Annotated in this window: 25 protein-coding genes, 1 tRNA gene and 1 pseudogene; 9 read left to right on the top strand and 18 right to left on the bottom strand. The window is 72.7% G+C overall.

Features of this window, described 5'->3' with window-relative positions; translation table 11 throughout:
- Positions 1–260, top strand: a pseudogene (locus FV227_RS20315) (porin); the annotation flags it as partial.
- 406 nt (positions 261–666) lie between these two features.
- Positions 667–2,049: a 2-hydroxycarboxylate transporter family protein gene (locus FV227_RS20310; protein WP_147729127.1), complete on the top strand. Its 1,383-nt coding sequence runs from the start codon at positions 667–669 to the stop codon at positions 2,047–2,049.
- A gap of 76 nt (positions 2,050–2,125) precedes the next feature.
- Here FV227_RS20310 and FV227_RS20305 read toward each other — a convergent pair whose 3' ends face one another.
- Positions 2,126–2,854, bottom strand: coding sequence for a hypothetical protein (locus tag FV227_RS20305; protein WP_147859765.1), 729 nt, complete (start codon positions 2,852–2,854; stop codon positions 2,126–2,128).
- Positions 2,855–2,918: 64 nt separating this feature from the next.
- Here FV227_RS20305 and FV227_RS29160 point away from each other — a divergent pair, with 64 nt between their 5' ends.
- A complete protein-coding gene (locus FV227_RS29160; protein ID WP_187274886.1) occupies positions 2,919–3,077 on the top strand; it encodes a hypothetical protein in 159 nt (52 codons plus the stop codon).
- A gap of 103 nt (positions 3,078–3,180) precedes the next feature.
- On the opposite strand, the gene FV227_RS20300 is transcribed toward FV227_RS29160, so the two are convergent.
- The 4 genes from FV227_RS20300 to FV227_RS20285 are packed head-to-tail and all read right to left on the bottom strand — an operon-like array spanning position 3,181 to position 8,048.
- Positions 3,181–4,311, bottom strand: a complete 1,131-nt coding sequence (locus FV227_RS20300) for a glycosyltransferase family 1 protein (protein WP_147843980.1) — start codon at positions 4,309–4,311, stop codon at positions 3,181–3,183.
- 1 nt (position 4,312) lies between these two features.
- The gene (locus FV227_RS20295) at positions 4,313–5,695 is read right to left on the bottom strand and encodes a right-handed parallel beta-helix repeat-containing protein (RefSeq protein ID WP_243949434.1); all 1,383 of its coding nucleotides are present in this window, start codon (positions 5,693–5,695) and stop codon (positions 4,313–4,315) included.
- Positions 5,692–6,660 (bottom strand): glycosyltransferase family A protein, encoded by a 969-nt coding sequence (locus FV227_RS20290; RefSeq protein WP_147859764.1) that lies wholly within the window; start codon positions 6,658–6,660, stop codon positions 5,692–5,694. The genes FV227_RS20295 and FV227_RS20290 overlap by 4 nt, the downstream gene beginning before the upstream one ends.
- Positions 6,657–8,048: a polysaccharide biosynthesis C-terminal domain-containing protein gene (locus FV227_RS20285; protein WP_246686557.1), complete on the bottom strand. Its 1,392-nt coding sequence runs from the start codon at positions 8,046–8,048 to the stop codon at positions 6,657–6,659. The genes FV227_RS20290 and FV227_RS20285 overlap by 4 nt, the downstream gene beginning before the upstream one ends.
- Before the next feature lie 175 nt (positions 8,049–8,223).
- Here FV227_RS20285 and FV227_RS20280 point away from each other — a divergent pair, with 175 nt between their 5' ends.
- Positions 8,224–8,829 (top strand): serine acetyltransferase, encoded by a 606-nt coding sequence (locus FV227_RS20280; protein ID WP_243936041.1) that lies wholly within the window; start codon positions 8,224–8,226, stop codon positions 8,827–8,829.
- A complete protein-coding gene (locus FV227_RS20275) occupies positions 8,826–9,479 on the top strand; it encodes a serine acetyltransferase (protein WP_243949436.1) in 654 nt (217 codons plus the stop codon). The genes FV227_RS20280 and FV227_RS20275 overlap by 4 nt, the downstream gene beginning before the upstream one ends.
- A 62-nt stretch (positions 9,480–9,541) precedes the next feature.
- On the opposite strand, the gene FV227_RS20270 is transcribed toward FV227_RS20275, so the two are convergent.
- The gene (locus FV227_RS20270) at positions 9,542–10,741 is read right to left on the bottom strand and encodes a DUF1972 domain-containing protein (RefSeq protein ID WP_243936038.1); all 1,200 of its coding nucleotides are present in this window, start codon (positions 10,739–10,741) and stop codon (positions 9,542–9,544) included.
- A gap of 24 nt (positions 10,742–10,765) precedes the next feature.
- Between FV227_RS20270 and FV227_RS20265 the strand changes: the two genes are divergently transcribed.
- Positions 10,766–11,548, top strand: coding sequence for a class I SAM-dependent methyltransferase (locus FV227_RS20265; protein ID WP_243938930.1), 783 nt, complete (start codon positions 10,766–10,768; stop codon positions 11,546–11,548).
- Between the two features lie 4 nt (positions 11,549–11,552).
- Here the strand turns inward: FV227_RS20265 and FV227_RS20260 are convergent, their stop codons facing one another.
- From FV227_RS20260 to FV227_RS20225, 8 genes are all read right to left on the bottom strand, one after another.
- Positions 11,553–12,494 (bottom strand): glycosyltransferase family 2 protein, encoded by a 942-nt coding sequence (locus tag FV227_RS20260; protein ID WP_147726943.1) that lies wholly within the window; start codon positions 12,492–12,494, stop codon positions 11,553–11,555.
- A complete protein-coding gene (locus FV227_RS20255) occupies positions 12,491–14,143 on the bottom strand; it encodes an O-antigen ligase family protein (RefSeq protein ID WP_147726944.1) in 1,653 nt (550 codons plus the stop codon). Before FV227_RS20255 ends, FV227_RS20260 begins: the two co-directional genes overlap by 4 nt.
- A complete protein-coding gene (locus FV227_RS20250) occupies positions 14,140–14,790 on the bottom strand; it encodes a CpsD/CapB family tyrosine-protein kinase (protein ID WP_147726945.1) in 651 nt (216 codons plus the stop codon). The genes FV227_RS20255 and FV227_RS20250 overlap by 4 nt, the downstream gene beginning before the upstream one ends.
- Positions 14,787–16,367, bottom strand: coding sequence for a lipopolysaccharide biosynthesis protein (locus FV227_RS20245; RefSeq protein ID WP_147843722.1), 1,581 nt, complete (start codon positions 16,365–16,367; stop codon positions 14,787–14,789). Before FV227_RS20245 ends, FV227_RS20250 begins: the two co-directional genes overlap by 4 nt.
- A complete protein-coding gene (locus tag FV227_RS20240; protein ID WP_243938922.1) occupies positions 16,364–17,413 on the bottom strand; it encodes a polysaccharide biosynthesis/export family protein in 1,050 nt (349 codons plus the stop codon). Before FV227_RS20240 ends, FV227_RS20245 begins: the two co-directional genes overlap by 4 nt.
- A gap of 402 nt (positions 17,414–17,815) precedes the next feature.
- The gene (locus tag FV227_RS20235) at positions 17,816–18,703 is read right to left on the bottom strand and encodes a cation diffusion facilitator family transporter (RefSeq protein ID WP_147729013.1); all 888 of its coding nucleotides are present in this window, start codon (positions 18,701–18,703) and stop codon (positions 17,816–17,818) included.
- 144 nt (positions 18,704–18,847) lie between these two features.
- Complete coding sequence (locus FV227_RS20230) at positions 18,848–19,060, bottom strand: hypothetical protein (protein WP_147859762.1); 213 nt, start codon at positions 19,058–19,060, stop codon at positions 18,848–18,850.
- A gap of 54 nt (positions 19,061–19,114) precedes the next feature.
- Positions 19,115–19,357 (bottom strand): hypothetical protein, encoded by a 243-nt coding sequence (locus FV227_RS20225; protein ID WP_147730027.1) that lies wholly within the window; start codon positions 19,355–19,357, stop codon positions 19,115–19,117.
- Positions 19,358–19,477: 120 nt separating this feature from the next.
- On the opposite strand from FV227_RS20225, the gene queA reads away from it, so the two are divergent.
- Together queA and tgt are read left to right on the top strand one after the other, a co-directional pair.
- Positions 19,478–20,563, top strand: a complete 1,086-nt coding sequence (gene queA / locus FV227_RS20220; RefSeq protein ID WP_147859761.1) for a tRNA preQ1(34) S-adenosylmethionine ribosyltransferase-isomerase QueA — start codon at positions 19,478–19,480, stop codon at positions 20,561–20,563.
- Positions 20,564–20,823: 260 nt separating this feature from the next.
- Positions 20,824–21,963, top strand: coding sequence for a tRNA guanosine(34) transglycosylase Tgt (gene tgt, locus FV227_RS20210; RefSeq protein WP_147729673.1), 1,140 nt, complete (start codon positions 20,824–20,826; stop codon positions 21,961–21,963).
- A gap of 137 nt (positions 21,964–22,100) precedes the next feature.
- Here the strand turns inward: tgt and FV227_RS20205 are convergent, their stop codons facing one another.
- Entirely contained in the window at positions 22,101–23,048 is a 948-nt protein-coding gene (locus FV227_RS20205) for a hypothetical protein (RefSeq protein WP_147859767.1), read from the bottom strand.
- A 316-nt stretch (positions 23,049–23,364) separates the two neighbouring features.
- Between FV227_RS20205 and FV227_RS20200 the strand changes: the two genes are divergently transcribed.
- Positions 23,365–23,440: transfer RNA gene (locus tag FV227_RS20200), tRNA-Lys, on the top strand.
- A gap of 90 nt (positions 23,441–23,530) precedes the next feature.
- On the opposite strand, the gene FV227_RS20195 is transcribed toward FV227_RS20200, so the two are convergent.
- From FV227_RS20195 to FV227_RS20185, 3 genes are all read right to left on the bottom strand, one after another.
- Positions 23,531–24,778, bottom strand: a complete 1,248-nt coding sequence (locus FV227_RS20195; RefSeq protein WP_246686556.1) for an integrase — start codon at positions 24,776–24,778, stop codon at positions 23,531–23,533.
- Between the two features lie 13 nt (positions 24,779–24,791).
- Positions 24,792–25,184 carry a hypothetical protein gene (locus FV227_RS20190; protein ID WP_348642549.1) on the bottom strand — a complete coding sequence of 131 codons (393 nt, stop codon included), beginning with the start codon at positions 25,182–25,184 and terminating at the stop codon, positions 24,792–24,794.
- 1 nt (position 25,185) lies between these two features.
- Positions 25,186–25,518 (bottom strand): hypothetical protein (locus FV227_RS20185; RefSeq protein WP_210246732.1); only part of this gene is annotated, 333 nt, incomplete at its 5' end.

Here is a 25,518-nt window from a genome sequence, read left to right as displayed (position 1 = left end):
ACCAGCTCAGCCAGGCGCTTCGCGACACCTACCAGTTCGTCGCCGGCGCGAGCCTGATCTGGTCGCCGGTGAAGGACCTCGATATCGGTGTGGAAGGCCTCTACACCCAGATCGGCGTCAAGAACGGCCGCGTGATCGACACCGACAAGGATCCGACCGCCTACTCGCGCATCGCCGCGATCAACGCCGGCGGCGCCGTTCGCACCGCGACCAGCGACGACGTCTTCCAGGCCAAGGTTCGCGTCCAGCGCGACTTCTGAGGCGACGCGCCGGATCGGGCGTCGGCTCCGCGCGGGTTTCGACGAGACCCGCGCGGACGGGCATCTGCAGACCCGAGATCCATCCTTCGAGGCCCGGCGGCAACGCCGGGCCTTTTTTCATGCCCGGCCGGCCGCGGGTCATGGATGGAGACAGCCGGCGCGGTCTCTCGGCCGGCCCGTCCGCGGGCCATTGACGTTCCTGGAGGCTTCGGGATGAGATGACGGTGCCGGCGCAGCCCGAATCCGTCGAAGTCCCGGCGGATCCAGGCTCCTGCGGGCGGGCGCCCGGGCCTCGACGAGCTCCGGGCCAGGTCGGTCGCGACGACGTGACCGACCGGGACACGACCACCCCGTCGGCAAGAACGGGCCGGCCCGCCAAGAGGCCGGATCTTCGGAAGGACGCCCCGTGACGAGCCCCCTCTCTCCGCCCCTCGCGGATCGGCCCGTTCCGGGCTCGGACCCGACGCGCCGGTTCTGGCCCTTCGGCTGGTGGCGCCTGGTGGACACCCGGATCGGCATCATCCCGCTGCCGATCTACGCGATCGTCGCGGTGCTCCTGGCGATCCTGACCTCCGAGGGCGAGATCCGACCCGACGGGCCGACGATGATCGCCGTGCTGGTGCTCGGCGGCTTCACCTGCGCCGAGATCGGCAAGCGCCTTCCGATCCTGCGCAACATCGGCGCGGGGGCGATCTTCGCGACCTTCGTGCCCTCCGCCCTAGTCTACTACAAGTTGATCCCGCCCCAGGTCGAGAAGGCGATCGTCGACTTCACCAAGTTCACCAACTTCCTCTACATCTACATCGCGGCGATCATCGTCGGCTCCATCCTGGGGATGGACCGGGACGTGCTGATCAAGGGCTTCCTCAAGATCTTCGTGCCGCTGGCGGTGGGCTCGCTGGTGGCCGGCGCGGTCGGCACGCTCGTCGGGACGATGCTGGGCCTCGGCGCCCGCCACACCTTCTTCTACATCGTGGTGCCGATCATGGCCGGCGGCGTCGGCGAGGGCGCGATCCCGCTCTCGATCGGCTACGCCCAGATCCTCGGCCAGCCGCAGGGCGACGTGTTCGCCCAGGTGCTGCCCCCGGTGATGCTCGGCAGCCTCACGGCGATCATCCTCGCCGGCACCCTGAACTTCGTCGGCAAGCGCTATCCCCACCTGACCGGAGAGGGAAAGCTCCAGCCCGACCACGATGCGACGCCCCCCGGCGACGCCGCCGCGAAGGCCGAGGCGAATTCCGGGCAGGTCGACGTCTCGACCATCGCCGCCGCCGGGCTCACCGCGATCACGCTGTACCTCCTCGGCGTGATGGCCCACCACCTCACCGGCCTGCCCGCCCCCGTGGCGATGCTGTTCCTCGCGGTGCTTGCCAAGCTCTCGAGCGCGGTCTCGCCCCACCTCCAGGCCGGCGGCTTCGTGGTCTACAAGTTCGTGCAGACCGGCATGACCTATCCGCTGCTCTTCGCCATCGGCGTCGCGCTGACGCCCTGGGACAAGCTGATGGCGGCGTTCACGATCACCAACCTGATCACCATCGTCGCCACCGTCACCACGCTGATGGGCACCGGATTCGTCGTCGGGCGCCTGCTCGGGATGTACCCGATCGAGACCGCGATCGTGAACGCCTGCCATTCGGGGCAGGGCGGCACCGGCGACGTGGCGATCCTCACGGCCGCCAACCGCATGGCGCTGATGCCGTTCGCCCAGATCGCCACCCGGATCGGCGGCGCGCTCACCGTGACCGGCACCCTGGTCGCGCTGAGATGGCTGACCGGGATGCCGGCCTGACCCGGCCCGGCACCGCGGGACACCGCACGCCCGGGGCATTTCCCGCAGTCGTTACAACCCTGGGTTAAGTCAGCCTTCACCCTCTGCCGACACTCTGCTTCGGGACCGCCAAGGGCGGCCCGAATCGGAACGCTCCACGATGCTCGCGACAGCCCGAGATCCCTTCCCGCCAAGCCGCTCCGGCGCGATCCGCCCGCGCGGCGGCGAGGCCGTCCGGTCGTCCGGCCCCGTCGGCCGCGACGCGCTGGTCTGGCGGATCCGGGTCCTGGTCGCCGAAGCGCGGGGGCCGATCTGCCTGTCGGGGCCGGCCGGCAGCGGCAGCACGGCGATCGCGGCCGCCGTGGCCGACAAGCTGGCGCGCCAGACGCGGGTGCTCGGCCTGCGCTGCCTGCCCGAGACCACCTTCGCGCGCCTGACGGAGATCCTCGCCGAAGGCCTTGATGGCGGAAATGTTTCCGGAACCGTATCCATCGTCCTGACCGATGTCGGCGCGGTCTCGGAGCCGGGCTTCCTGCGCGCCCTCGCGCATCTCGCGGCCGAGCTGCCGCAATTCGGCTGGCTGATCGCGGGCGCGCCGCAGGCCATGCCCGGGGCACGATCGGTCGCGGTCCCGCTGCTTGCCGAATCGGAGACCGCCGCCGCGGTGGACGCGGCGGTCGAGCGGCACGCGGCCGTGATCTCGAAGATCGGCCGAAGCACGGCGGCGACGCTCTGCCGTGGCCTGCCGGGCCTCGCCGACCGCCTCGTGGCCGAGGCCTGGACGGCCGTCGGCACCGCGGGCGACGACGGCATCGGCCTGCCGCACCTGCGCACGGCCGCCCGCGCCCTCGTCGGGCCGGAGGTCGCGGCGGACGCGCCGGCCCTGCTGCGTGCCGCCGCCCGCACGCCGATCGATCCGGACGGCACGTTCCCGCGCCGGCGCGCTCCAGGGCGATCGCCAGGGCCGCGCGCGCCTGCGCTTTTCCGACGATGCGGCCGCCGCACGCCTGCTGCTGTCGGAGTTCGGCTGGACGTTCCACCGCGGGTGACCGGGGTTCCGGCCGACGGCGCCGGAGCCCGCACGGAGCCGATCCCTTCCGAAACCGCGGATCCGGGTTTCGCGCCTGCGACGCCCGGATCCGATCGAGGCGTTCAGTGCGACTTGACCAGGGCGCGCAACGCCTCCGCTGCCGCATCGCGGGCCGGGAAGGCACGCCGCATCGCGTCGACGAAGGCGGCGGCCGGGCCGTCCCAGTCGTGGCGGGCGACGTGCGCGCGGGCGCGGGCCGGGTCGAAGGGCAGCCGGCCCTCGACCGCCGCCTGCATCAGCGCGGCGAGACGCTCGACCCGGTCGGGCGCGTCGAGGTCGAAGTAGCTCGCCGCGTCGCCGCCCGATTCGGGGATGGCGGTGACGTTGGAGGCGATCACCGGCGTGCCGAGCGCGAGGCTCTCCAGCACCGGGATGCCCCAGCCCTCGCCGGCGCTCGGGAACACCAGGGCGGAGGCGTTGGCGTAGAGGTCGCCGAGGCCGCGGTCGTCGATCCCGGCCACGTGCACGACGTCGGCCATCGACGAGAGCCGCGCCAGCGTCTCCGGGCGCTCGCCGTCGGGCTTGCCGACCACCACGAGGCGCGCAGCCCCTGTGGGAAGCCGCGCGAAGGCGTCGAGCGTAAGCGCGAGGTTCTTCCGCGGCTCAAGGCGCCCGACCATCATCAGGTAGGGGCGCCCGTCGCGGATCGGCGAGCGGGTGATCGCGCCGGTGCGGGGCGGGCTCGTCCCGCACCGGACCTCGGCGATCCGGGCCGGGTCGATCCGGTAGGTCCGTGCGATCGAATCGCGGCTGTAGCGCGAGATCGTCACGACGAGGCGGGCGCGCTTGGCGCCGAGCCGCGTCAGCAGGCGGGTGCGCCAGCGCATCCCGAAGGAGAAGAACGACGGATGGGTCTCGAACAGGATGTCGTGCACCACGACGACCTGCCGCCCGCCCGGCACCAGGGGCGGGGCGATGTAGGTGGTCACCAGCGCGTCGATCCGGTCGCGGTGGACGAGCCAGGGCCAGACCGCCAGGAGCCGCACGGCCCGCGGAACCCGCGGCAGCCGGACGTGCTCGACGTTGGGGCCGGAGATCATCGTCGCGGCGCGCCCCGGGTCGTCGGAGTAGATCACGTAGGTCGCGTCCGGGTGGCGCGCCACGGCGCGGCCGACCACGTTGACGAGCCAGGTGCGGCTGCCCTGCATCTTGCCGACGAGGACGTGGGCATCGATTCCGATCCGGAGTGTCATGTCAGGGGCTCCGATAGGCGCCGAAGGACGGGGCCTCGTTGGGGGCGTAGGGGCGGCCGGGCAGGTCCCGCGTCGCCCCGAGCGGGATGCCGGGGCGCGCGAGCGCGCGGGTCAGCGCGAAGCCGTTCGCGAAGGGTTTTGCGATGTCGGCGAAGGCCGGCGCCTCGGTGAGGTCCGGCGCACGCGATCCCAGCGGCAGCGACGAGCCGTCGTCGGTGCGGGTGGCGCCGTAGGCGTAGAGCCGGCCGCCGGCGGCGTGCCGCAGCAGGTTCGGGCCGATGGCGTTGCCGCGGCCCGTGCTCGTGGCCTCGACGGCGATGGCGGCGACGTTCGCCCGCGTCGCCACCACGATGTTGTTCAGGACGCGGTTGTCGACGGTGCGGCCGACCTGCTTGGTGTAGTCGCTGGCCAGCACGATCTCGCCCTTGTAGGCGTGCCGGCCGCCGGAATCGGCCATGTTGCCGACGACGGTGTTGTTGGACACGAGGTTCCGGCCGGCGTCGAACAGGTTGATGCCGGCGCCGTCGTTGCCGGTCGCGACGTTGAAGGCGACGAGGTTGTCGTCGCACCACTGGTCGACCTGGATGCCGTTGCCGTCCTGCCCCGTGGTCTCGCGCTGCCCGGTGACGACGTTGTAGCGGATGGTGTTGCGGTCGCCCGCGTCCTGGGCGGCATCCTTGGCGTAGACGTGGATGCCCGAGGTGCCCGACATGCCGACGCCGTTGTCGTGGACGCGGTTGCCCTCGACGACGTAGCCGGAGCCGTTGATCTCCATCCCGTGGATGCCGCTGCCGGAGACCGTGTTGCCCGCGATGATCGTCGGGTCGTCGGCGGGCGCGTTGATCACGTCGACCGCGATGCCATGGGTCTTGTTGCCGGTGAGCCGGTTGCCGAGGATGCGATGCCCGGCCCCGGAGCCGTCGCCGATCCAGATGCCGAGGCCCGAGGCGTCGACGGCCGAATCCCGCACCGTGACGTGGTGGCTCCCCCGGCGCAGGATGAACCCGGAATTCACGGCCCCCCGCACGGTCAGCCCGGACACCGCGACGTGGGCGGCGTTCTCGAACACCACCGAGTTCGACAGCACCGGCTCGGTGCCGGGCACCGCGGCGAACGTCACCGGCGCCTCGGCGGTGCCGCGGGCCGCGACGACCACGACGCCATCGAAGCGGCCGCCCTTGACCAGCACCGCGCTGCCCGCCGCGAGGCTCGCGAACGGCACCGCGGACAGCGCCGCGACCGTCCGGTAACCGGGCATGGTCGAGCCCGCCGGATCGACGAGGATGCGCTGCAGGCTCGGCGGCTCCGCCGGCTGGCAGGCGGTGGCCGCCACCAGCATCGGCAGGAGCGCGACCAGAACCGCCGCCCGGATGCGGTTCGTCACGCGGCCTCCGCGAAGGCGCGGGCGATGGCGAGGCGCTTGCGGCGCTGGAACAGCCGGCGCCACACCGTGCGGCCTGCGGCCGGGCTGAGGCGGGTGAGCGAGCGCGCGGCGGCCCGCCAGCCGGGCAGGGCGACCTCCGGCATCACGAGGTCGGCCAGCGCGTGGCGGCGGGCGCGGCCGAAGGGCTCTGGGCCGACGAGCCCGAGGCGGGCGAGGTCGGGGGCGAGGTCGGGGCGCTTGCGGTACCACAGCACCAGGGCCGCGCCCTCGCGCTCGGCGATGCGCAGGTAGGCCGCCTCGTCGAGGAAGTGGTGGTGGTAGGCCAGCGCCTTCGGCTCGTAGAACAGGCGCATCCCGCGCCGCGCCAGCCGCTCGCCGAGCTCGATGTCCTCGTGCCAGGTCAACTGCTGGTCGAAGCCGCCGGCCTCGCGCAGGAAGCCGGCGTCGACGCTGACGTTGCAGGTCAGGAACGCGTCCCAGCCGAGCTCGACCCTGCCGGCGAGCGCATCGTAGGAGGCGTCGTGATGGAGCGCCGCGAACGGCGAGAACGGCAGGGCCGGGTCGATCGTCATCCGCCCGAGGATCGCCGTCTCGCGCCCGCCGCGCCGGGCATGGGCCGCCAGGTGCGCCGCGACGAGGTTCGGGCTGGGGATGGTGTCGTCGTTGACGATGAGCAGGCGCGTGCCGCGGGCGGCCTCGATCGCCCGGTTGCGGGCGGCGTTCGCCCCCGCATTCTCCTGGCGCAGGTGCACTACCGGCCGCCGCGCGGTCGCGACCGCCCGGCTGATCACCGCGCCGGTGCCGTCGACCGAGCCGTCGTCGCAGACCACGATCTCGAAGGCGGCCTCGGTCTCCTGGCGATCGAAGGCGGCCAGCGTCAGCCGCAGGGTCTCGGCGCGGCCGTAGGTCGGGATGATCACCGACAGGATCGGGGTCTCGGAGGGCGGGGGCGTATCCGGCGTCATGACGAGGCTTCCGGGCTTGAGAGGCTGGGGAGAGAATTGCGCGGGCGCAGCCACAGGGCGCCGGCGAGGGCGAGGATCGCGCCGGCCGGCAGGGCGACGGGAGCGAGCGCGGCCGGGCTCGCGAAGACGCAGGCCGCCATGGCGAGGGGCGGAGCGAGGATCGCCGGCAGGTCGCGGGGCACGAGCGGCGCCCCGACGGACCGGTGGAACACGGATACAACCACTGCGAGCATCGCGATTTCGGCGGCCAGGGCCGCGAGCGCGGCACCCGTGGCGCCTGCCCGCGGCACGAGCACGAGGCAGAGAATCGCGTTCACCGCGCAGCCGGTGGCGCTGAACCAGACCGCGAAGCCGGTGCGGCCGAGGGCGATCAGGGCGGAGAACAGGATCGTCGCCGCGATCATCGCGGCGGCCATCAGCGCGGCGATGCGCAGGACCGGCACGCTGGCGGCGTAGTCCGGCCCGAACAGCAGGCGGACCAGCGGGTCGGCGAGCACCCAGGCCGCGACCACGCCGGGACCGGCGGCGGCGAGCACGAGACGCAGCGCGAGACGGGCCTGCGCCAGCAGGGTGCCGGTGCCGACGGCGCGCCCGAACACCGGCACCAAGGGCGCGGCGAGCGTGATCGCGACGGCGACGCCGAGCTCGAAGAAGCGGTAGCCGGCGGTGAACAACCCGACCTCGGCCGCGCCGGCGAAGGCGGCGAGCGCGAGCAGGCCGATGCGGGCATTGAGCGTGCCCAGCGCGTTGGAGATGCCGACGCCGGCGGCCTGCCGGATCGTGGCGAGGCCGATCCGCGGCGAGGCGGCCCGCAGCGGCACGAGGCGCCCGGCGAGGACGAGGCCGAGGACGCCGTAGGCCGCCCCGGCCGCCACCGCGACGAGGGGCAGCACCGCCTCCGGCGCGTCGAGGGCGAGCGCCAGCGCGGTCCCGACGACCAGCACGGCGGCGTTGGCGAGCGAGGGATAGGCCGACCAGCCGGGCCGGCCGCAGACCTGGAACAGCGCGTCGAGGAAGCGGACGGCGACGAGCGGCATGGCGAGCGCCGCCAGCGCCAGCGCGGGCCGCGTCGGTGGCGGGAGCAGCGGCAAGGCGCCGAGCAGCGCGAGGCCCGTCCCCGCGCCGAGGATGAGGCGGGCGGAGAGCACGCCCGCGAGCGCGTCGGCCCGCGCCTCCGGCGCGCAGGCGCCGATGCGGGCGGCGAAGGTCAGCGTCGTGCCGAAATCGGCGGCGATCAGGGCGATCGCCAGGGCGGCGAGCGCGATGCCGTAATGGCCGAGCACCTCAGGCCCCGCCCCCTTCGCGACCATCACGAAGGCCGCGAAACCCGCGAGCAGGTAGATGCCGCGGCCGGCCGCCTGACCGACCAGGTTGATGCCGTAGCGCATCCCCCTTCGGTCCCGGCCCGTATCGGTTCGATTCACCACCATACGCATCTTTCGGTGATTTTCGCCGGAAAAATGCTACCTATGATTGTAGGATAGCACGACCCAGACGACGCATACCTCGAAAATCGCCTTATGATTGCGCTTATAAGTATTATACAACCGTAAAGAGAGTGACATGCCTAAGCCAGCCGACATGCTCGCGGCCCGGGATCTCGCGGGGACCGAGACCGCCGCAGGCACAGCGATCTCCTGGGCGGAGACCCGCGCGGCGCTGCGCGCCGACCGGGCGCACTGGGCGCGCCGCATCCCCGGCCCGGTGCGCCTGCGCCGCGGCTACCAGGCGATCTGGCTCTACCGGATGTCGCGCTACGCCCACGAGAACGGCTGGCGGATGGCGGCCTGGCTGCTCTGGATCGTCAACGGCTGGCTGACGGGCTCGGACATCCCGCCCTCGACCCGGATCGCCGGCGGGATGTTCCTGCCCCATCCCTACGGCACGATCATCGCGGGCGCCGTCGGCCGCGACGCCGCCTTCGGCTTCCAGGCCTCGATCGGCGGCCTCTACAAGACCCCGGACCGCGACGTCGGCGGCGGCCCGGGGCTGCCGCGCCTCGGCGACGACGTGGTCCTCGAGCCGGCCTCGATCGTGCTGGGCGCGGTGCTGATCGGCGACCGGTCCCGGGTCGGGCCGCGCTGCCTCGTGCTCAAGGATCTCGACGCCGACACCGACCTGGCACCGACCGACTGGCGCGCGCTGCCGGGACGGAGCGCCGTGTCGTGAGCGACGACCGGACGCCCTCCGAATCGGTCCTCGACCACGCCCGCCCGGCGGTCCTGCGCAGGTTGCTCGCCGCCGACCTCGAGCGGATCGTGCGCCAGATCAGCGGCGGCAGGCCGATGTCGCGCTCCCGCGCGGCGATGATGGTGCTGCTGCCGGCGATGCAGTGCGCCGTGTTCCACCGCGTCGCCCACCTGCTGCACCGGCGCGGGTGGCGGCGGACGGCCGCCGCCGTCGCCGGGCTGTCGGTGCGCCTCACCGGCGCGTCCTTCCATCCCGGATCGCGGATCGGCCCCGGGCTGTTCGTGCCGCACCCGGCACGGATCGCCTTCTGCGGCACGGCGGGACGCGACCTTGTGATCCTGCCGGCGGTGGTGGTCGCGCCGGACCGGCCGGTGCTGGCCGCCGCGCCGTTCCCGCCGGACGCGCCGCACCTCGGCGACGGGGTCGTGGTCGGCGCGCACGCCCTGGTCATGGGCGCGGTGACGATCGGCGATGCGGCGATGGTCGGCGTCGGCGTCGCCACCCTGCGGGACATCCCGGCCGGGACCGTCTCGATGCAGCGCCTGCGCCAGACCAGCGTCTCCACGCTCGGCCGGGATCCCGGGATCGTGCAGGATTCCGCGATCGCCCAGGACAGGAGCGCCGCATGAGCCGCGCCCACGTTCGCGATCACGCGGCCCGGCACCGTCCGGCGGCGGGCCGGCGGGGCGCGTCAGCCCGCGACCTCGACGCGGGCCGCGCTCCGGCGGCGCGTGCGGGCGGCGGGGAGCTGCGCCCGCAGCACGCGCTCGTAGGCGTCGAAGATGCCGTCCCAGGCAAACGCCTCGGCGTGGCGTGCCCGCGAGCCGGACGACATCGCCGCGAGGTGCCCGGCCGGCGCGCGGGCGAGCCGCACGATGCCATGGCGCAGCTCGGTCTCGTCGCCGAAATAGGCGGCATCGGGACCCGCCACCCACCGGTTGAAGACGTTGTCGTGGGCCAGCACCGGCGAGCCGGCGCCGAGCGCCTCGACCAGCGACGGGTTGGTGCCGCCGACCGTGTGCCCGTGGATGTGGAAGCGGGCGTGCCGGCGCAGCGCCGCGACGCGGTCCGCCTCGTAGATCGCGCCGGCGAGGATCACGTCCGGCCCGGCGGCCGCGCGCACCGCGCGGTGGTAGGCATCGGTCTCCGAGAGCTTGCCGAGCACCACCAGGGGCAGGCCTGGGCTGACCTCGCTCCAGGCGCGGACCACCTGCAGCACGAGGTTCTCGGGCACGATGCGGGCGATGGCCAGGCCGTAGCGCTGCGGCTCGATCCCGAGCGCATCGAGCGCGGCGACCGGCGCATCGGCGACCGGGTCCGCCCCGTAGGCGATGGTGGTGATGCGGCGCTTCGGGCTGACGCGGGCGAGGTGGCGGGCGATCTCGGGGTGGTCGGCGACGAGATGCGTCGAGAACAGGCTGCCGCAATGCTCGTTCAGCCAGAACCAGACCTTGGCGGGTTTCGACCAGCGGTCGCGGCGCCACTCGATCCCGTCCATGTTCATCACGCTGCGCTTCCCGGTCAGCCGGTAGAGCAGGGAGAACGCGGCGGTGTTGTAGCCGAGCACCAGGGGCAGGGCCGGACGGAACGCCGCCCGCACGGTGCATTTCCAGTCGAACAGGATCGTGGCGAGCGGGCCGTCGCCCGCGGCCTGGACCGGGATCAGGTCGATGCCGCGCCAGGTCGAGGGCGCGGTCGGCCGGTCGACCTGGCAATAGACCTCGACCCGCCAGCCGCGCGCGACCAGCTCCAGCGCGAGGCGCTCGGCCAGCGTCTCGAAGCCGCCATGCGCCGCGGGGACGCCCCGCGTGCCGAGGATCGCCACCGCCGGCCGCGCCGCGTCGGCGCGCCGGTCGCCATCGGACGCCCGCGCGCGGCGCGTCCCCACCATCCCATCGCTTGAGGAGGACGAACCATGGGCCACGACACCCTTCTGCGCCAGGACGCGATGCCCCGCCGCGAGCCGGTCACCGTCGAGGAGCGGCTGTTCCGCGAGATGGGGGCCGGGGGCTACTCCCGGCAGGACCACCGGATGGAGTACATCGTCCGCGTCAACGCGCTGCTGCGCCCCGACATGCGGGTCATGGAGTTCGGCGCCGGACGCGGCAAGTGGAGCCATGACCCGGTTCCACTGCGCCGCCAGCTCGGGGACTTCCGCGGGCGCTGCGCCCACGTCACCGCCTGCGACGTCGACGAGGCGGTTCTCGGAAACGAGACGGCGGACGCCGTCGAGCTCGTCGGCCACGACGGGCTGCTGCCCTTCCCGGATGCCAGCTTCGACCTGATCTCCGCCTTCTCGGTGCTGGAGCACATCGAGACGCCCGAGCGGACGGCGGAGGAGCTCGGCCGCATCCTCGCGCCCGGCGGCTGGCTCTGCGCCTGGACGCCCAACCGCTGGGGCTATGTCGGGATCGGCGCCCGCCTGATCCCCAAGCGCCTGCACGCCCGCGTGCTGCGCATGGTCGAGCCACGCCGCGTCGAGATCGACTCCTTCGTGCCGCTCTACACGATGAACACGGAAGCGGCGCGGAAGCGGCTTTTCCCAACTGACCGGTTCGAGCACTTCACCTACGCGTTCGATGGGCAACCGTTCTATCATGGCGAGAACATCGTCCTGGGTAAGTTCTGGGAACTGCTGTTCCGGCTCACGCCGGGTCCGCTCAAGGGCTACCACATGGTCTTCATCAGGAAGCGCTGAGCGATCAGCGCGATCTGGTCTCGACTGTATTGGCAAGGTGAGCCGCGAAACGCTTCATGTCGCGGCTCTTGCTCAGGAGGTCCGGCCGCCGCCGCAGGCGGCCGAGCAGCCCGTAGGCGGCGGCGCGCGCCGTGAACCCGAGCCAGAGCGGCACCGCGAAGAAGGCCGGCGACGACATCCGCCGGTCGCCGTTGCGCAGGGCGTAGACGCCGGCGAGCCCGTCGAGCCAGCGGGCGGAGCGGGTGCTGCCCGAGCCGCCCTGGAGGTGGACCACGCTGCGGCCCGGCAGGTAGTCGACCCGCCATCCGGCGTCGCGCAGCCGGCAGCCCCAGTCGACGTCCTCGCCGTAGAGGAACAGCGGGCTCGACAGGCCGCCGATCGCCTCGACCGCCTCGCGCCGCAGCATCAGGAAGGCGCCGCAGAGCCAGTCGACGGAGACCGGCCCCGGCGCCCGTGCCTGACCGCCCGCGAGGTAGACCCCGCGCAGGCCGAACCGCCCCGACAGCCCGGCCGCATGCACGGCGACGGTGAGCGGCCGCGGCTCGAACCCGGCATCGCCGACCTGATGGCGTCCGTCCTCGAAGACGAGGCGCAGGCCGACGGCGCCGACCTGGCGGTGGGCGTCGAGATGCGCCAGCGCCGCCGAGACCGCGTCCGGATCGCGCAGGTACGCGTCCGGGTTGAGCAGCAGGATCGCCGCGCCCCGCGACGCCGCATAGGCCAGCGCGTTGGCGCCGGCGAAGCCGTGATTCTCGGTCTCCGCGATCACCCGGATCCCGGGCCAGTCGGCCGCGATCCGCTCGGCGGTTCCGTCGCCCGAGGCGTTGTCGACGACGATCACCTCGTAGGCGCGGTCGATCCGGCTCGCCGCCAGCAGGGCGAGGCAGGTGTCGATGTCGGCGCCCGACTTGTAGGTGACGATGAGGACGCTGAGGGCGGGGGTCATCGCAGGCTCGCGCTTCGTCGTTCGGGACGCTCGGATCGGATACCGCGCGACATCACGCGGCTCCCTCTCCCAGGGGGAGACGGCTGGGGTGAGGGGCGTGCGTCGTCCGGAAAAGTCACGCCCCTCACCCTGCCCCTCTCCCCAAGGGAGAGGGGACCCGCGCTCAGGTCGGCAGGGCGGGTGGCGCGCTGCGCCGCCGCCACCGCGGCGATCATCCCGAGCGCGGTGTAGAGCAGCTCGGCGATGCCGAGGTTGAGGCGGAAGCCCGGGTCGACGAGGCCGTGGAGGAGGTGGGCGAGCAGCCCGATCGCCGAGGCGCCGGCGATCGCGGCGAGCGGATCGCCGACCGGCGCGCGCCGGATCGCGGAAAAGCCCCGCCACAGCCCGATCCCGAAGACCAGGGCGAAGGCGGCGTACCCGACGACGCCGACCTCGGTGAGGACGAGGATGTGCAGGTTGTGGACGACGTGGTTGGAGCGGTCGAACAACCCGGCGAGCCGCGACAGGCCGGTCTGGTCGAGGGTGGCGAACATGTTGCCGAAGTTGTTCAAGCCGACCCCGAGGATCGGGAACTGCGCGAACAGCGCCAGCGCCGCCGCGTTGAGCGGGCCGCGCTGCGCCGCCGAGCCGCCGTCGTCGGCAAACAGGCGCTCCCAGATCATCGGCCCGACGACGATCGCGGCGATCACGCCCACGAGGAGGAGGAGGCCGGCGACGATCAGGCTCGCCCGCGTGAGCAGCCGGTCGCGGTAGACCAGCAGCACGACGAGCGTCGCCGAGAGCGGGTAGGTCAGCCACGAGGCCCGCGACAGGGTCAGCACCACGCCGCCCAGCGCCGAGAGCGCGCCGGCCGCGCCGACGAGGCGCAGCCAGGTCGGGCCGCGGGACAGCGCCAGCGCCAGCGCCAGCGGCCAGACCACCTCGTAATAGTAGCCGAGGATGTTGGGGTGGACCTTGAAGCCGGCGGCGCGGCGCTGGGCCTGGAAGTTGATGTTCTCCTCGACGATCTGCTCCTCGCCGAGCACGCCGAGGCCGAGCTCCGAGCCGGTGACGTACTGCACCGCCGCCGCCGCCGTCTGCACCAGGCAGAGGACGCAGATCGCCAGCGCCAGGGTGCGGACGTCGCGGGGGCTCAAGTTGGCGATCGAAACCGAGACGACGAGCAGCGTGAGGAAGCGCCACTCGTCGAACCACAGGTAGGCGGGGTCGCCCGCGTTCGCGAGCGAGAGCACGCCTGCCGCCATGAAGGCGGCCTGCGTCAGCACCAGGGGCGGATCGAGCGACAGGCGCTGCGGGCGCGCCTCGCCGATGCCGACGAGCTTGAAGGCGATGAGCGTCAGCGCCACGAGGAAGGCGACGCTGACGGTGAGCCCGGCGCCGCCGCCGATGCTCGGCAGGTACTGGCCGACCGCCTCGAAGTGCTGGAACATGCTGACGTCGAGCTTGACCGTCAATCCGACCGCGAAGGCGACGAGCAGGAACGGCGTCAGCCGGACGCGCTGGCCGAGGATCAGGGCGCCGAGCGCGCCCAGCGGCGCGACGAGCCCGACGACGGCGAACTTCAGCGGCACGCTCGCCAGCGACACGGCCATCGCGGCGGCGCCGGCGCCGATCGCCAGCGGGGGGAGGGTGCGGAGCGCGGCCCTCATCCGAGCCGCCGGTAGAGCCAGTCGGGGATCGGCCGCCGGGTCCGGTTGAGGACGACGCCGAGCGCGGTCCCGCCGGCCGCGTCGAGGTCGCGCATCGCCTGCTCGGCCACGACCCGCCGGGTCCGCTCGGCCCCGACGACGACGACGAAGCCGTCGACGAGGGGGCTCAGGGCCGCGGTGTCGCCGATCTGCCCGATCGGCGCGCAATCGAGGATCGCGAGGTGGTAGCGCTGGTCGACCAGGCCGAGGAAGGCCTCGACCCGGGCGTCGTCGAGTCCGGCCTCGCGGATCGAGGCCGGGGTGCCGGCGGGGACGACGTGGAAGCCGTCGGCGACCGCGTGGACGCCGTCGAGCGGCGCGACGGCGCCGAGCACGATGTCGGCGAAGCCCGGCTTGCCCGAGAGGCCGTAGGCGGCGGCCAGCGCGGGCTTGGCCCAGTTCGCCTCGATCAGCACCACGTCGAGGTCGCGGCGGGCATAGAGCCCGGCGAGCTGGCGACTGAGCGAGGTGACGCCGTCGCCGGCCTGCACCGCGGTGACGCCGATGCGGCGGAGCGGCGGCCCCTCGCGGCGGTTGAGCTGGACCAGGGCCGGCTCCAGGTCGAGGCGGTCCGGCACGGCGGGATCGTGGAACGCGGCGGCGATCATGCGTGGGCTCCGCGGAGGCCGGGGGCACGGGTCCGCCGCGGCTCGGCGCGGCCCTCGTTCCGCAAGGGGAGGGCGGCGAGAACCGGCACCCGGAGGGAGCGCGCCACGTCCGACGCGCTGCGGTAGGTCTGGGCGAGGATCTCGGCGAGCGCGACGTAGGCGAGGGCCGCGACGAGGCCGAGGCCGGCGGCGAGCCCGAGGATCAGCAGGCGGTTCGGCCCGCTCGGCAGCCGCGGCGGCACTGCGCGGGCGACGAGCGAGGAGGAGGTGACCGACTGCGAATCGAGGCCGGTGCCGGTCTTCAGCTCGTCGATGCGGCGCTGGGTCTGGGTGATCTCGTCGGTGAGCAGGCTCTTCTGCTGGCCGAGCCGGCCGAAGGCGAGCGAGGCGTCGCTCTGGCCGATCGCCGCCTGCCGCCGCGACGCCTCGATGTTGGAGATCGCCGCGATCTTCTCGGCGAGCACCGCCAGCCGGGTGGTGTCGGCGCTGATCAGGGCCCGGTACTTCTGGCGGGCGAGCTCGGTGAGGTCGCGGTCGAGGCTCGCGAATTCCGGCGCGGCGGGGCGGAACCGCGTCGCGAGCTCCGAGCGCCGGGTCCGCAGCTCGGCGAAGCGCTGGTCGAAGGCGGCGACCGTCGGGTCGGCGTCCGGCGGCGTCGGCTGCCAGCGGTCGGGCCCCGATTCCTTGGTGCGCTTCAGCCGGGTCTCGACGCCCTCGCGCTCGATCTGCGCCGCCGACTTCTGGCGGGCGAGGTCGGCGAGCGTGCCGAGGTCGTTCTGCTGCTCGATCGCGAAGCTCGCGGTGTTGGCGCCCTTGAGGTACTTGCCGAGCTGCTGGTCGATCGCGGCGAGCTCGGCGCGGGCGCGTTCCAGCTTGCCCGCGTAGAACGAGGCCGGCGTCTCGTCGGCGTAGACCTCGACGTGGCGGCGCTTGTAGGCGTCGAGCAGGCGGTTGAGGGCGGCTGCGGCGAAGTTCGGGTCGGTCCAGGTGAAGCCGGTGACGATCACGTCCGTCTCCTTGACGAACACGACCTTGAACGAGGCGAGGTAGGCCTCGTACAGCTTCTCGTCCGGGCTGAGATGGCGCAGCAGGCCGATCGCCTCGAAGGGGATCCGGGCGGTGTCGACGACCCAGGTCTTGACCCCCTTGGCGACGCGGACGAGCTGGCGGCCCTGGTAGACGAGCCAGGCGCCCCAATCCTCGGGCGGCGGGCCGAGGTCGCCCACCGGCGTGATCGCCTTCAGCGCCTCGAACTCGCCGCGCACGATGCTCGGGTCGCGCAGGATCTCGATCTCGTTGTTCACGTTCTGCGCGCGCTCGGAGAACATGTAGTTCTGGTTAGTGCCGCCGCCGATCGGCGCGGCCGCCTTCTCGCGGCCGAGGCGGATGATGAGCTTGGCGTCGGCCGTGTACTCGGTCGGGGTCAGCAGCAGGTAGATCCCGGCGCCGACCAGCGCCGCCGCCAGGATCAGCAGCGCCGGGCGGGCATGGCGGAACAGGGCTCCGAGCCCGTCGCGCAGGTCGAAGCCGGGTCGGTCGAACCTGCGCGGCTCGAGGGCGGTCTCGGTCGCGCTCATAGGGCGGCCCTCGCCGTGGTGCTGGTGGAGGTCGTGGCGGCGGGGCCGGTGATGTAGTTCACCCCGAAGCCGGTGCCGTTGAAGAGCAGGATCTGGCGGACCACGAGGTCGACCGCGCGCGCGGTCTTGGCCAGCACCGAGGGCGGCACGTAGACCGTGGCGTTCGGCGGCACGACGATCGAGTCGGCCAGGCCCGGCACGCCGATGTCGACGACCTGCACCGCCCCTTGCGCGCCTCCTTGCGCACCGCTGTCGAAGCGGATGATCCGCACCGCGTCGCCCGCGGCGGTCGGCAGGATGCCGCCGGCGGTGCCGAGCACCTGGGCCAGCGTCCGGGCGCCCGACAGCGTGACCGGGCCGGGCACCCGGACCTCGCCGAACACCATGGTGTTGGCCGGCACCAGCGACGCCAGCCGCACGCTCGGGCTGACCGAGGCGAGGTGATGCCGGTAGGCGGCGGCGAGCGCGGCCGAGACCTCGTTGACGGTGCGGCCGGCCGCCTGGACCGGCGGTACCATCGGCAGGTTGATCTTGCCGTCCGGCTCGATCGCCATCAGCTTGACGCGGCCGATGTCGGACCGCTGGGTCAGGTCGCGGAAGTCGTCGATCGGCGTGCGGAACTTGCGCAGCAGGACCGTGACGACCGGGTTGATCAGGACGTCGTCGTAGGTCTCGCGGATCAGGGTGGCGGCGCGCTCGGGCGACAGCCCGGCGACCATGATGCCGTTCTTGCCCGGAAGCGAGATCCGCCCGTCCGGCCGGACTACAACCGTACGGTTGTATTCCGGGTGGGTCCGGAAATCGACGTCGAACTCGTCGTTCGGGTTCAGCCGGTAGGTCGGCTGCACCACGCTGGAATCGATCAGCAGCGAGATCTCGAGGTTGTCGCCGACGTTGAGGCGGTAGTTCATCAGCCCGAGGCGCATGGTGCGCCCGACCTCCTCCTGCGCCGCGGCGACGACCGCCGGCGGCGCCTCCGGGATCGATCCCGTCTGGGCGACGTCACGGATCGCAGGGTGGGAGGCCTCCCGCGCCCGGGTCGCCATGCAACCCGACAGGGCGGCCGCACAGGCGAGGGCGACCGCGAGGCGGCCCGCCGTCCGGCCGCGCCGGCCAGCATCTCGATCGACAGGAGAAGCACACACCATCATAGGCCTTCAGCCGCACCATGCTCGGCCGCGCCCCGTTCGATAACAACTCCTGAACGTATCGCGGCACTCGGTACAATCTGAGAACCTGGTTAACGAACTTTGAAACCCCTGGGTCCGATCCGACCGTAAGTTGCATTCATTCGCGGGCGTGGCAGAGTGCGCAGACGCCCCGGGCCCCGGGTCCCGGTGGGTTCCGAACCCGGAAGCCCGGCCCACGAGATCCTGCCAGGGGAGCTGCTGTCAGGGGACTCGGTGCCGGGGACACGGTGCCAGGGGACTTGGTGCCGGGGGACCCGGTCAGAGCACCGGCACGCCGCGGAACTTCGCGTGCTCGGACGGCTCCACGTGGATCACCACCACGGCGCCGGGGATCGTGGTCTCGAGCGCGTCCTCGAGCCGGTCGCAGATCTCGTGCGCCTCGCGCACGCTCATCTCGCCGGGCACCACGAGGTGGAAGTCGATGAAGGTCGCTTGGCCCGCGTAGCGCGTCCGCACGTCGTGCGCCTCCAGCGCGCCCTCGCCGTGCAGCGAGATCAGCGCGCGGATCTGCCCGACCATCTCGCCCGGCGCCGCCCGGTCCATCAGCCCGTCGACGGATTCGCGGACCATCTTCCAGCCGGACCACAGGATGTTCAGGGCCACCAGGCCGGCGACGACCGGATCGAGCACAGGGATGCCGGTCGCCAGAACCAGGCCGACGCCGACGAGCACGCCGCCCGAGGTGAACACGTCGGCGAGCACGTGGCGGCCGTCGGCGACCAGCGCCGGCGAGCGCCAGGCCTTGCCCCAGCGCAGCAGCGCCCACGCCCACACCGCGTTGATCACCGTGGCGCCGGCGTTGATGGCCAGCCCCAGGGCGGGGGCGTCGACGGGCTTCGGGGCCAGGATGCCGTAATACGCCTCGCGCAGGATCAGCAGCGACGCGACGATGATCAGCGCCCCCTCGATCACCGCCGAGAAGAACTCCGCCTTGTGGTGGCCGTAGGGGTGGTCGTCGTCGGCCGGCAGGCCGGCGACGCGCAGGGCCACGAACGCGCTGAGCGCCGCGACCACGTTGATGATGCTCTCGAGCGCATCCGAGTACAGCGCGAGGCTGCCGGTGAGCCAGTAGGCGAGGAACTTCAGCCCCGTGACCACCAGGCCAACGACGGCACTGGCGAGGGCGGCTTTCTGGGTGCGGCTCATGACGGGTCCGGGCGATCGACCCGGCGGCCTTAATCGACCGCGCCGGCACAAGGCCACGGCACAGGTTCAAGGCCACGGAACAGGTTCAAGGCGGCAGCACACCTTGCACCGCGGGGAATGGAACTTAGCCGCGGCTATCGCGGATCACGCGGCTGGAGCGGTCCCGTCGGCGCGTGCGGCTTCGCGCGCCTCGCTGCGCGCCCCCTGGGCCCGCGCGGCGGCGGCCTTGCGCAGGAGGCGGCGCCTCTGCCAGCCGAAGCGGGCCGCGGTGGCGAGCGCCTCGAGGCGGCCGGCCTCGCGCGCCCAGTAGCCGACGAGCTGCCCGTCGAGAGTGATCCGCTCCGCCTGCGCTGCCATGCATCCCTCCCCTCAGGCGATGGTGCTCGCCGTCGAACGTCCTCAGCAAAACGCCTAATGCGGCGCGGCGGGTTCCGTCGTCTCCTCGACGATCAGCGCCTCCGCCTCACCCTCGAACCCGCCCGCGCCGTCGGGGACCGGGGTGGCGGGCGTGCCGAACGGCGTGCTCGGATAGGCCTGCTCGAACCTTGCGCGCGCGTCGGCGGGGTCCTCGCCCTTGAGCACGATCTGCGGCTTGCCCGGCAGCGGCCAGCGCGGGTCGGCGGGATCGCGGGGACGCACGGCGTACCAGGGCATGGAGGCTCCAAGTCGAGACGGGAGGATCGCGCCTGCCGTGAACGGAAGCCGGTCCGGCGCGGTTCCACGAACGCCGCGCCGCATTGATTCCCGGCGCGCGCCGGTGCAGGTGCGGGCACCATGCGCGTGGACCTGTTCGATTTCGACCTGCCCGAGGCCAGCATCGCGCTGCGCCCGGCCGAACCGCGCGGCGCCGGGCGCCTGCTCGTCGTGCGCCCCGGCGACGGCCTGACCGATGCCCGCGTCGCCGACCTTCCCGGCCTGCTGCGCCGGGGCGACGCCCTGGTCTTCAACGACACCCGGGTGATCCCGGCGCGCCTTCGCGGCATCCGCACCCGGCCCGGCGCGCCCGGCCAGCGCACGGAGGTGATGCTGCATCTGCGCGAGGCGCCGGACCGCTGGCGCGCCTTCGCCCGGCCGGCCAAGCGCCTGGCGCCGGGCGACCGCGTCGTCTTCGGCCGGCACGGGGCCGGCGAGCCCTGCGAGCTCGGCGGCCTCGACGCCACCGTCGCGGCCAAGGGCGAGGGCGGCGAGATCACCTTGCGCTTCGACCTCGCCGGGCCGGCCCTCGACGAGGCCGTCGCCGCCATCGGCGAGCTGCCGCTGCCGCCCTACATCGCGGGCAAGCGCCCCACCGACGCGCGGGACGCCACCGACTACCAGACGGTCTACGCCCGCAACCCCGGCGCCGTCGCCGCTCCCACCGCCGGGCTGCACGTCTCCGACGGCCTTCTGGCGCGGCTGGACGCCGCCGGGATCGGCCGCCACACGGTCACCCTGCATGTCGGCGCCGGCACGTTCCTGCCGGTCAAGGCCGAGGACACCGCCGACCACCGCATGCACGCCGAGATCGGCTTCCTGGCGGCCGAGACCGCCGAGCGCCTGAACGCGGTGCGGGCGGCGGGCGGGCGGATCGTGGCGGTAGGCACCACCGCGCTGCGCCTGCTGGAGAGCGCGGCCGACGCGGACGGGCGCCTCCACCCCTTCGCCGGCCCGACCGAGATCTTCATCACCCCCGGCACGCGCATCCGCGCGGTCGACGCGCTGATGACCAACTTCCACCTGCCGCGCTCGACCCTGTTCATGCTGGTCTCGGCCTTCTCCGGCCTCGACACCATGCGCGCCGCCTACGCGCACGCGATCGCGGAAGGCTACCGGTTCTACTCCTACGGCGATTCGAGCCTGCTGTTTCCGGCCCAGGTCTGATAGGGCTGACCGACACCGCGCATCTCCCTCCCCCCGTCGCGGGGGAGGGTGGCCCCTGCGTGAACAGGGGTCTGGAGAGGGGAGCGCCGTATCCGGAAGCGTCGCTCCCCTCTCCCGACCCGCTTCGCGGGCCACCCTCTCCCGCACCCAAATCGGGCTTGCCCGATTTGGGCACCGGGTACACAGATCTCGGGCAAGCCCGAGATCTGGGGGGCGAGGGGGCGCTGCCCGAGGCAACCTGGAAGCCGTCTCACCTCAGCATGTCCGACACAGACTTCACCTTCGCCGTCCACGCCACCGACGGGCAAGCCCGCACCGGGGCGATCACCATGCCGCGGGGAACGATCCGCACGCCGGCCTTCATGCCGGTCGGCACCGCCGGCACGGTCAAGGCCATGTATGCGAGCCAGGTGCGCGCGCTCGGCGCCGACGTGGTGCTCGGCAACACCTATCACCTGATGCTGCGCCCGGGCGCCGAGCGGATGGCGCGGCTCGGCGGCCTGCACCGCTTCATGCGCTGGGACGGGCCGATCCTCACCGATTCCGGCGGCTTCCAGGTGATGTCGCTGTCGGCGCTCCGGAAGCTCGACGAGCAGGGCGTGACCTTCCGCTCGCATGTCGACGGCACCGCCCACCACATGTCGCCGGAGCGCTCGATCGAGATCCAGGGCCTGCTCGGCTCCGACATCCAGATGCAGCTCGACGAGTGCGTGCGCCTGCCGGCCGAGCGCGAGGCGATCGAGAAGGCGATGCGCCTCTCCCTGCGCTGGGCCGAGCGCTGCCGCACCGCCTTCGGCGAGCAGCCGGGCAAGGCTCTGTTCGGGATCGTGCAGGGCGGCGACGTGCCGGAGCTCCGGGTCGAGAGCGCCCGCGCGCTCGCCGGCCTCGACCTCAAGGGCTACGCCATCGGCGGCCTCGCGGTCGGCGAGCCGCAGGCGGTGATGCTCGCCATGATCGAGACGGTGGAGCCGCACCTGCCACGGGCCAAGCCGCGCTACCTGATGGGCGTCGGCACCCCGGACGACCTGATGCGCTCGGTCTCGCGCGGCATCGACATGTTCGATTGCGTGATGCCGACGCGGGCCGGCCGCCACGGCCTCGCCTACACCCGCCACGGCCGGATCAACCTGCGTAACGCCCGCCACGCCGAGGACACGCGGCCGCTGGACGAGACCTCCTCCTGCGAGGCGGCGAGCGCGTATTCCCGCGCCTACCTCCACCACCTCGTCCGCTCGGACGAGATCCTGGGGATGATGCTGCTGACCTGGAACAACCTGTCCTACTACCAGGACCTCATGGCCGGGATGCGGGCGGCCATCGCCGAGGGCCGCCTCGCCGCGTTCTGCGACGCAACCCGCGAGGGCTGGGCCCGGGCCGAGCGCGACGCCGCCGCGGGCTGAGGCCGGGCGATGCCGGGCCGCGATGAGCCCGCCCCATCGAGGCGCGCCTCCGCGCGACGGCCGGGCGCCGGCTCTCCGCCGGACCTCATGGGTCGTTGCTCATGTGATCCTCGCCCATCAGACGCGGCAGGGGCGCATCACGGATGCGCCAGCACCCGGTAGCTGCCGTCGGCCGCGTCCGCCCCCGTCTCCGCGGCGGCCTGCAGGCCCTCGACGATGCGGGCCGCCACCGGCAGGCGGTAGTGCAGGGCATCCCAGTAGTTCTCGTCGCGCGTCGTGATCGGCGAGGGCAGCCGGAAATCCACCACCAGCGCCCCCCGCGCCCGGCCGATCGCGGCGACCCGCGCCTTGCAGGCGGCCTCGCGCGCGCCCGCCGGCGTGCCGGCCGCCCCCTGCGCCGCCACGTGGACCGGCATGAAGGCGACGAGCTTGCGCGCCGCGTCCGGCACGGAGGCCAGCAGCGCATCGAACGCATCGAGCATGGGCATGGCGTCGCCGGCCTGGGCCGGGGGAGGCGTGCCCGGGCCGGCCGCCTCCGGATCGAGCGGGCTGCCGCCGCCATGGATGTGGCGCGCGGCGCGGACCGGGTCGTAGCTGGCCTCCGGCGGCGTGAACACGGAAAACCCGTCGCCGCGGATGCGGGCCGGCGCGAGGCCGAGGCGGTTGAGCGCGACTTGGGCCGCGATCCCGAGGCTCTGCCCGTTCACCTGCCGCAGCCAGCCCCAGGGCGCGCCCTCCGCATAGAGCCAGTCCGGGAACGGATGCGCGGTGCGGCGGGGCGCGTCGGCGGCGCACCACGTCGAATCGAGCGCGAACAGCACCGCGTGCACGGTGTTCCGGCGCAGGAACAGCCGCGCCAGCGTGCGCTGCTCGTCCGGCGTCGCGGCATTGACGGCCAGGTTGGCGAAGCGCGCCCCGAACGCCCGGTCGAGGGCGTTCGGATCGATGAGGCGCGCCGTTGAGGTGCCGAACACCGCCGCATCGTACCCGCCCGCGCGGGCGATCCGCGGATACATGAAGCGCTGGTTGCGATCCATGATCGCCCCCGGCCGGCCCGGGCGCGCGCGAAGGCCGTAGGGGTCCATCGCGGCGACGAAACCGATCGCGGCGAGGCCGGCCCCGAGGCCGGCGAGGGCGAAGGTCCCGGCGAAGCGCCGCCAGCGGCGGGAGGACGACGCCGGGGAGGAGAGGGGAGGGATCACGGCTGGCCTTCCGGCCCAAGGAGGGGGCGTTCGACCGCCGATGCCAGCAGACCATGGCGCCCGCGCGGCACGACGGCGCCCGCGCGCCTCGGATGCGACGCCGCACGGGCCACGCCCATGTTGACCCGTCCGGCGGCCTCCCCTATTCCACCCACGCCTCCCCGGGCCCGGCCCGCGCGGCCGACCGCACGGCGGACGCGAGCGCGTAGCTCAGCTGGTAGAGCAACGGACTTTTAATCTGTAGGTCTTGGGTTCGAACCCCAACGCGCTCACCACTTATCTTATTGTAACGGTTGCGATTATTGAGCCTCGAAGCGTCCGGCCGTTGGTGCCGGTTGCCAATTTCGAGCGAACGGTTGCCAAACTCACGCATTGCCGTGTGTCCGTGAGCTCGATCCGAACAGGTTCTTGCGGGTCTCGGCCCAGCCCTCCTCGAGCTTCCGCATCGCGCTTCGAGCCAGCCGGCGCTTGTTCACGTCGCGGCTGTAGTGCCTGACCATTTGCTCGGACATCTCGACGATCGCTGAGACCTCGGCCTCGGTGCAACCGGCCTCCAGCAGCATGTTCACGGCGTTCTTGCGCAGACCGTGAAAGACGAACCCGGCCTCCTTCAGGCGCGCCATTCCGGCAGCCTTCTCCGGTGAGACGACTGCCACACCGCCCTTGCTCGTCCGGCATGAGATTTCGCGCTGCCACGCCGTCCGGTAGCCCGCGAGCGTCCACGGCTCGCCGTCCTCGCGCAGGTGCAGTGCAGGGTGCTCGACGTGAGTCCGCGCCAAGATCTCGCGATACTCGGAGTGGATGGGCACGTAGACGGGCTTGCCGGTCTTCCGGGCAATCAGCTCGATAGCGTTGGAGCCGACGGCCGGCCGCTCCATTGGCAGCACATCTACGGAGCGCTGCCCCGTGTAGAGCGCGGTGTAGACCGGGAGGTGCAGCCCGATCCGAGCGTGCTCGAAGAACGTCTCGAAGGCCCAGTCCGTCCAGGGCTCGTGCGGGTCGACCTCGTGCTGAATCTTCTCGGTGGCCTCGACGACGTTGTGGTTCGAGAAGCCGCGCGGGATGCCGAAGGCGACCAGACGGGAGAGCACGGCGCGGAAGTAGCGCGCGACCGCCGGCGTCCCCTGGAAGCTATCGACGGCCTTCTGGGCATCCACGGTCGTCAGGCTCGCGACCGGATCGTCGCCCCAGAACTCGGCAATCATCCGCAGGTGCCGGTCGTAGTCGCGCTTCGTCAGGTCGGCGAGGCCGAGATAGGCGGTGTGGCCCTTGTAGACCTCGACCAGCGTTGAGAAAGTGCGGCGGTCTGCGGCATCGCCGAGCCGCTGACGGGCCTCTGCCGCGTCCAGGGCCCGCCAGAAGGCTTCGATACCGCCGTCGGCACGTGGATCAGGCAGAACGTGGCGGCGGCCGCTGGCGGCTATCCAGGACCATTCCCAGGCCTCTCCTCTGTCGCGTGTCGCGTCGAGCGCAGCATACTGCTCGCAGCGGCGCCAGAACTCGGGATCTTGCGGCCCAAGGGGCAGGGCGAGCCGAGGCCACTCCCGAGGCGTGCTGCGATAGCGCTCGTAGTGGAAGAACACGCGGCCCGAGGGCTTGGTGCGCGCCTTCACGTAGCGCGGGAGGTCAACCATGCCCGCGGCGCTCCTTGGCCTCGACAAAGCGGTCGCCCATGCTCTTCCTCGGGACCGCCACCTCAGCCGCCGCCGCGGCTGGCGTCAACTCTGGGTACAGATCTGGCCGCTGGCGCTTCCGCCACCGGTCGACCGCCTCGAGGTCGTACATCCCGGTGGTTTCGTCGGGCTGCGGGAAGCCGCGGGCGAAGAGGCGAGGGCGGCAGTCCGCGAACTGCGCCTCAGTCAGGCACAGCCGCCGCGCGATCTTGTCGGCCGGCGCATAGGCCGGATCGACCCGGAACCGAATCTCCGGAGCCCGCAGCTGCGCCACGCCGGACCGCATGCCGCGCGCTGAGGCGGGCAGGGTGGCCAGGACGTCGGCGGGGCGGCGGGCGCGGGCCATGTCAGCGGCCTCCCCGGTGGAGAGCCGCGAACGAGGCAAGCACCTGCCGACGATCCAGCGCCGCAAGTTCGTCGAGCGCGCGCAGGGCCGGCTCGAGCTGCGCGGGATCGGTCTCTGCCGCTCGCAGCGTGTCGACGAAGGCTGAGCCCCGCGGGCCGAGGCACAGGCGGGCGATGGCTTGCATCGAGCGCAGCCGCGCCAGGCGCTCGCCGGCCTCGATGTCGGTGCGCCAGGGACCGAAGGCGTCGCGGGCGGCGATCATCGGACCACTCCCGAAAATCCCCACCTCGAAAACCCGTCGCCGGATCCCCACCCCACTTCCCCACCACACACC

It is taken from the genome of Methylobacterium sp. WL119, assembly GCF_008039875.1.
In the GTDB taxonomy this organism is placed as follows: domain Bacteria; phylum Pseudomonadota; class Alphaproteobacteria; order Rhizobiales; family Beijerinckiaceae; genus Methylobacterium.
This window is presented reverse-complemented; position numbering and strand designations above follow the sequence as displayed.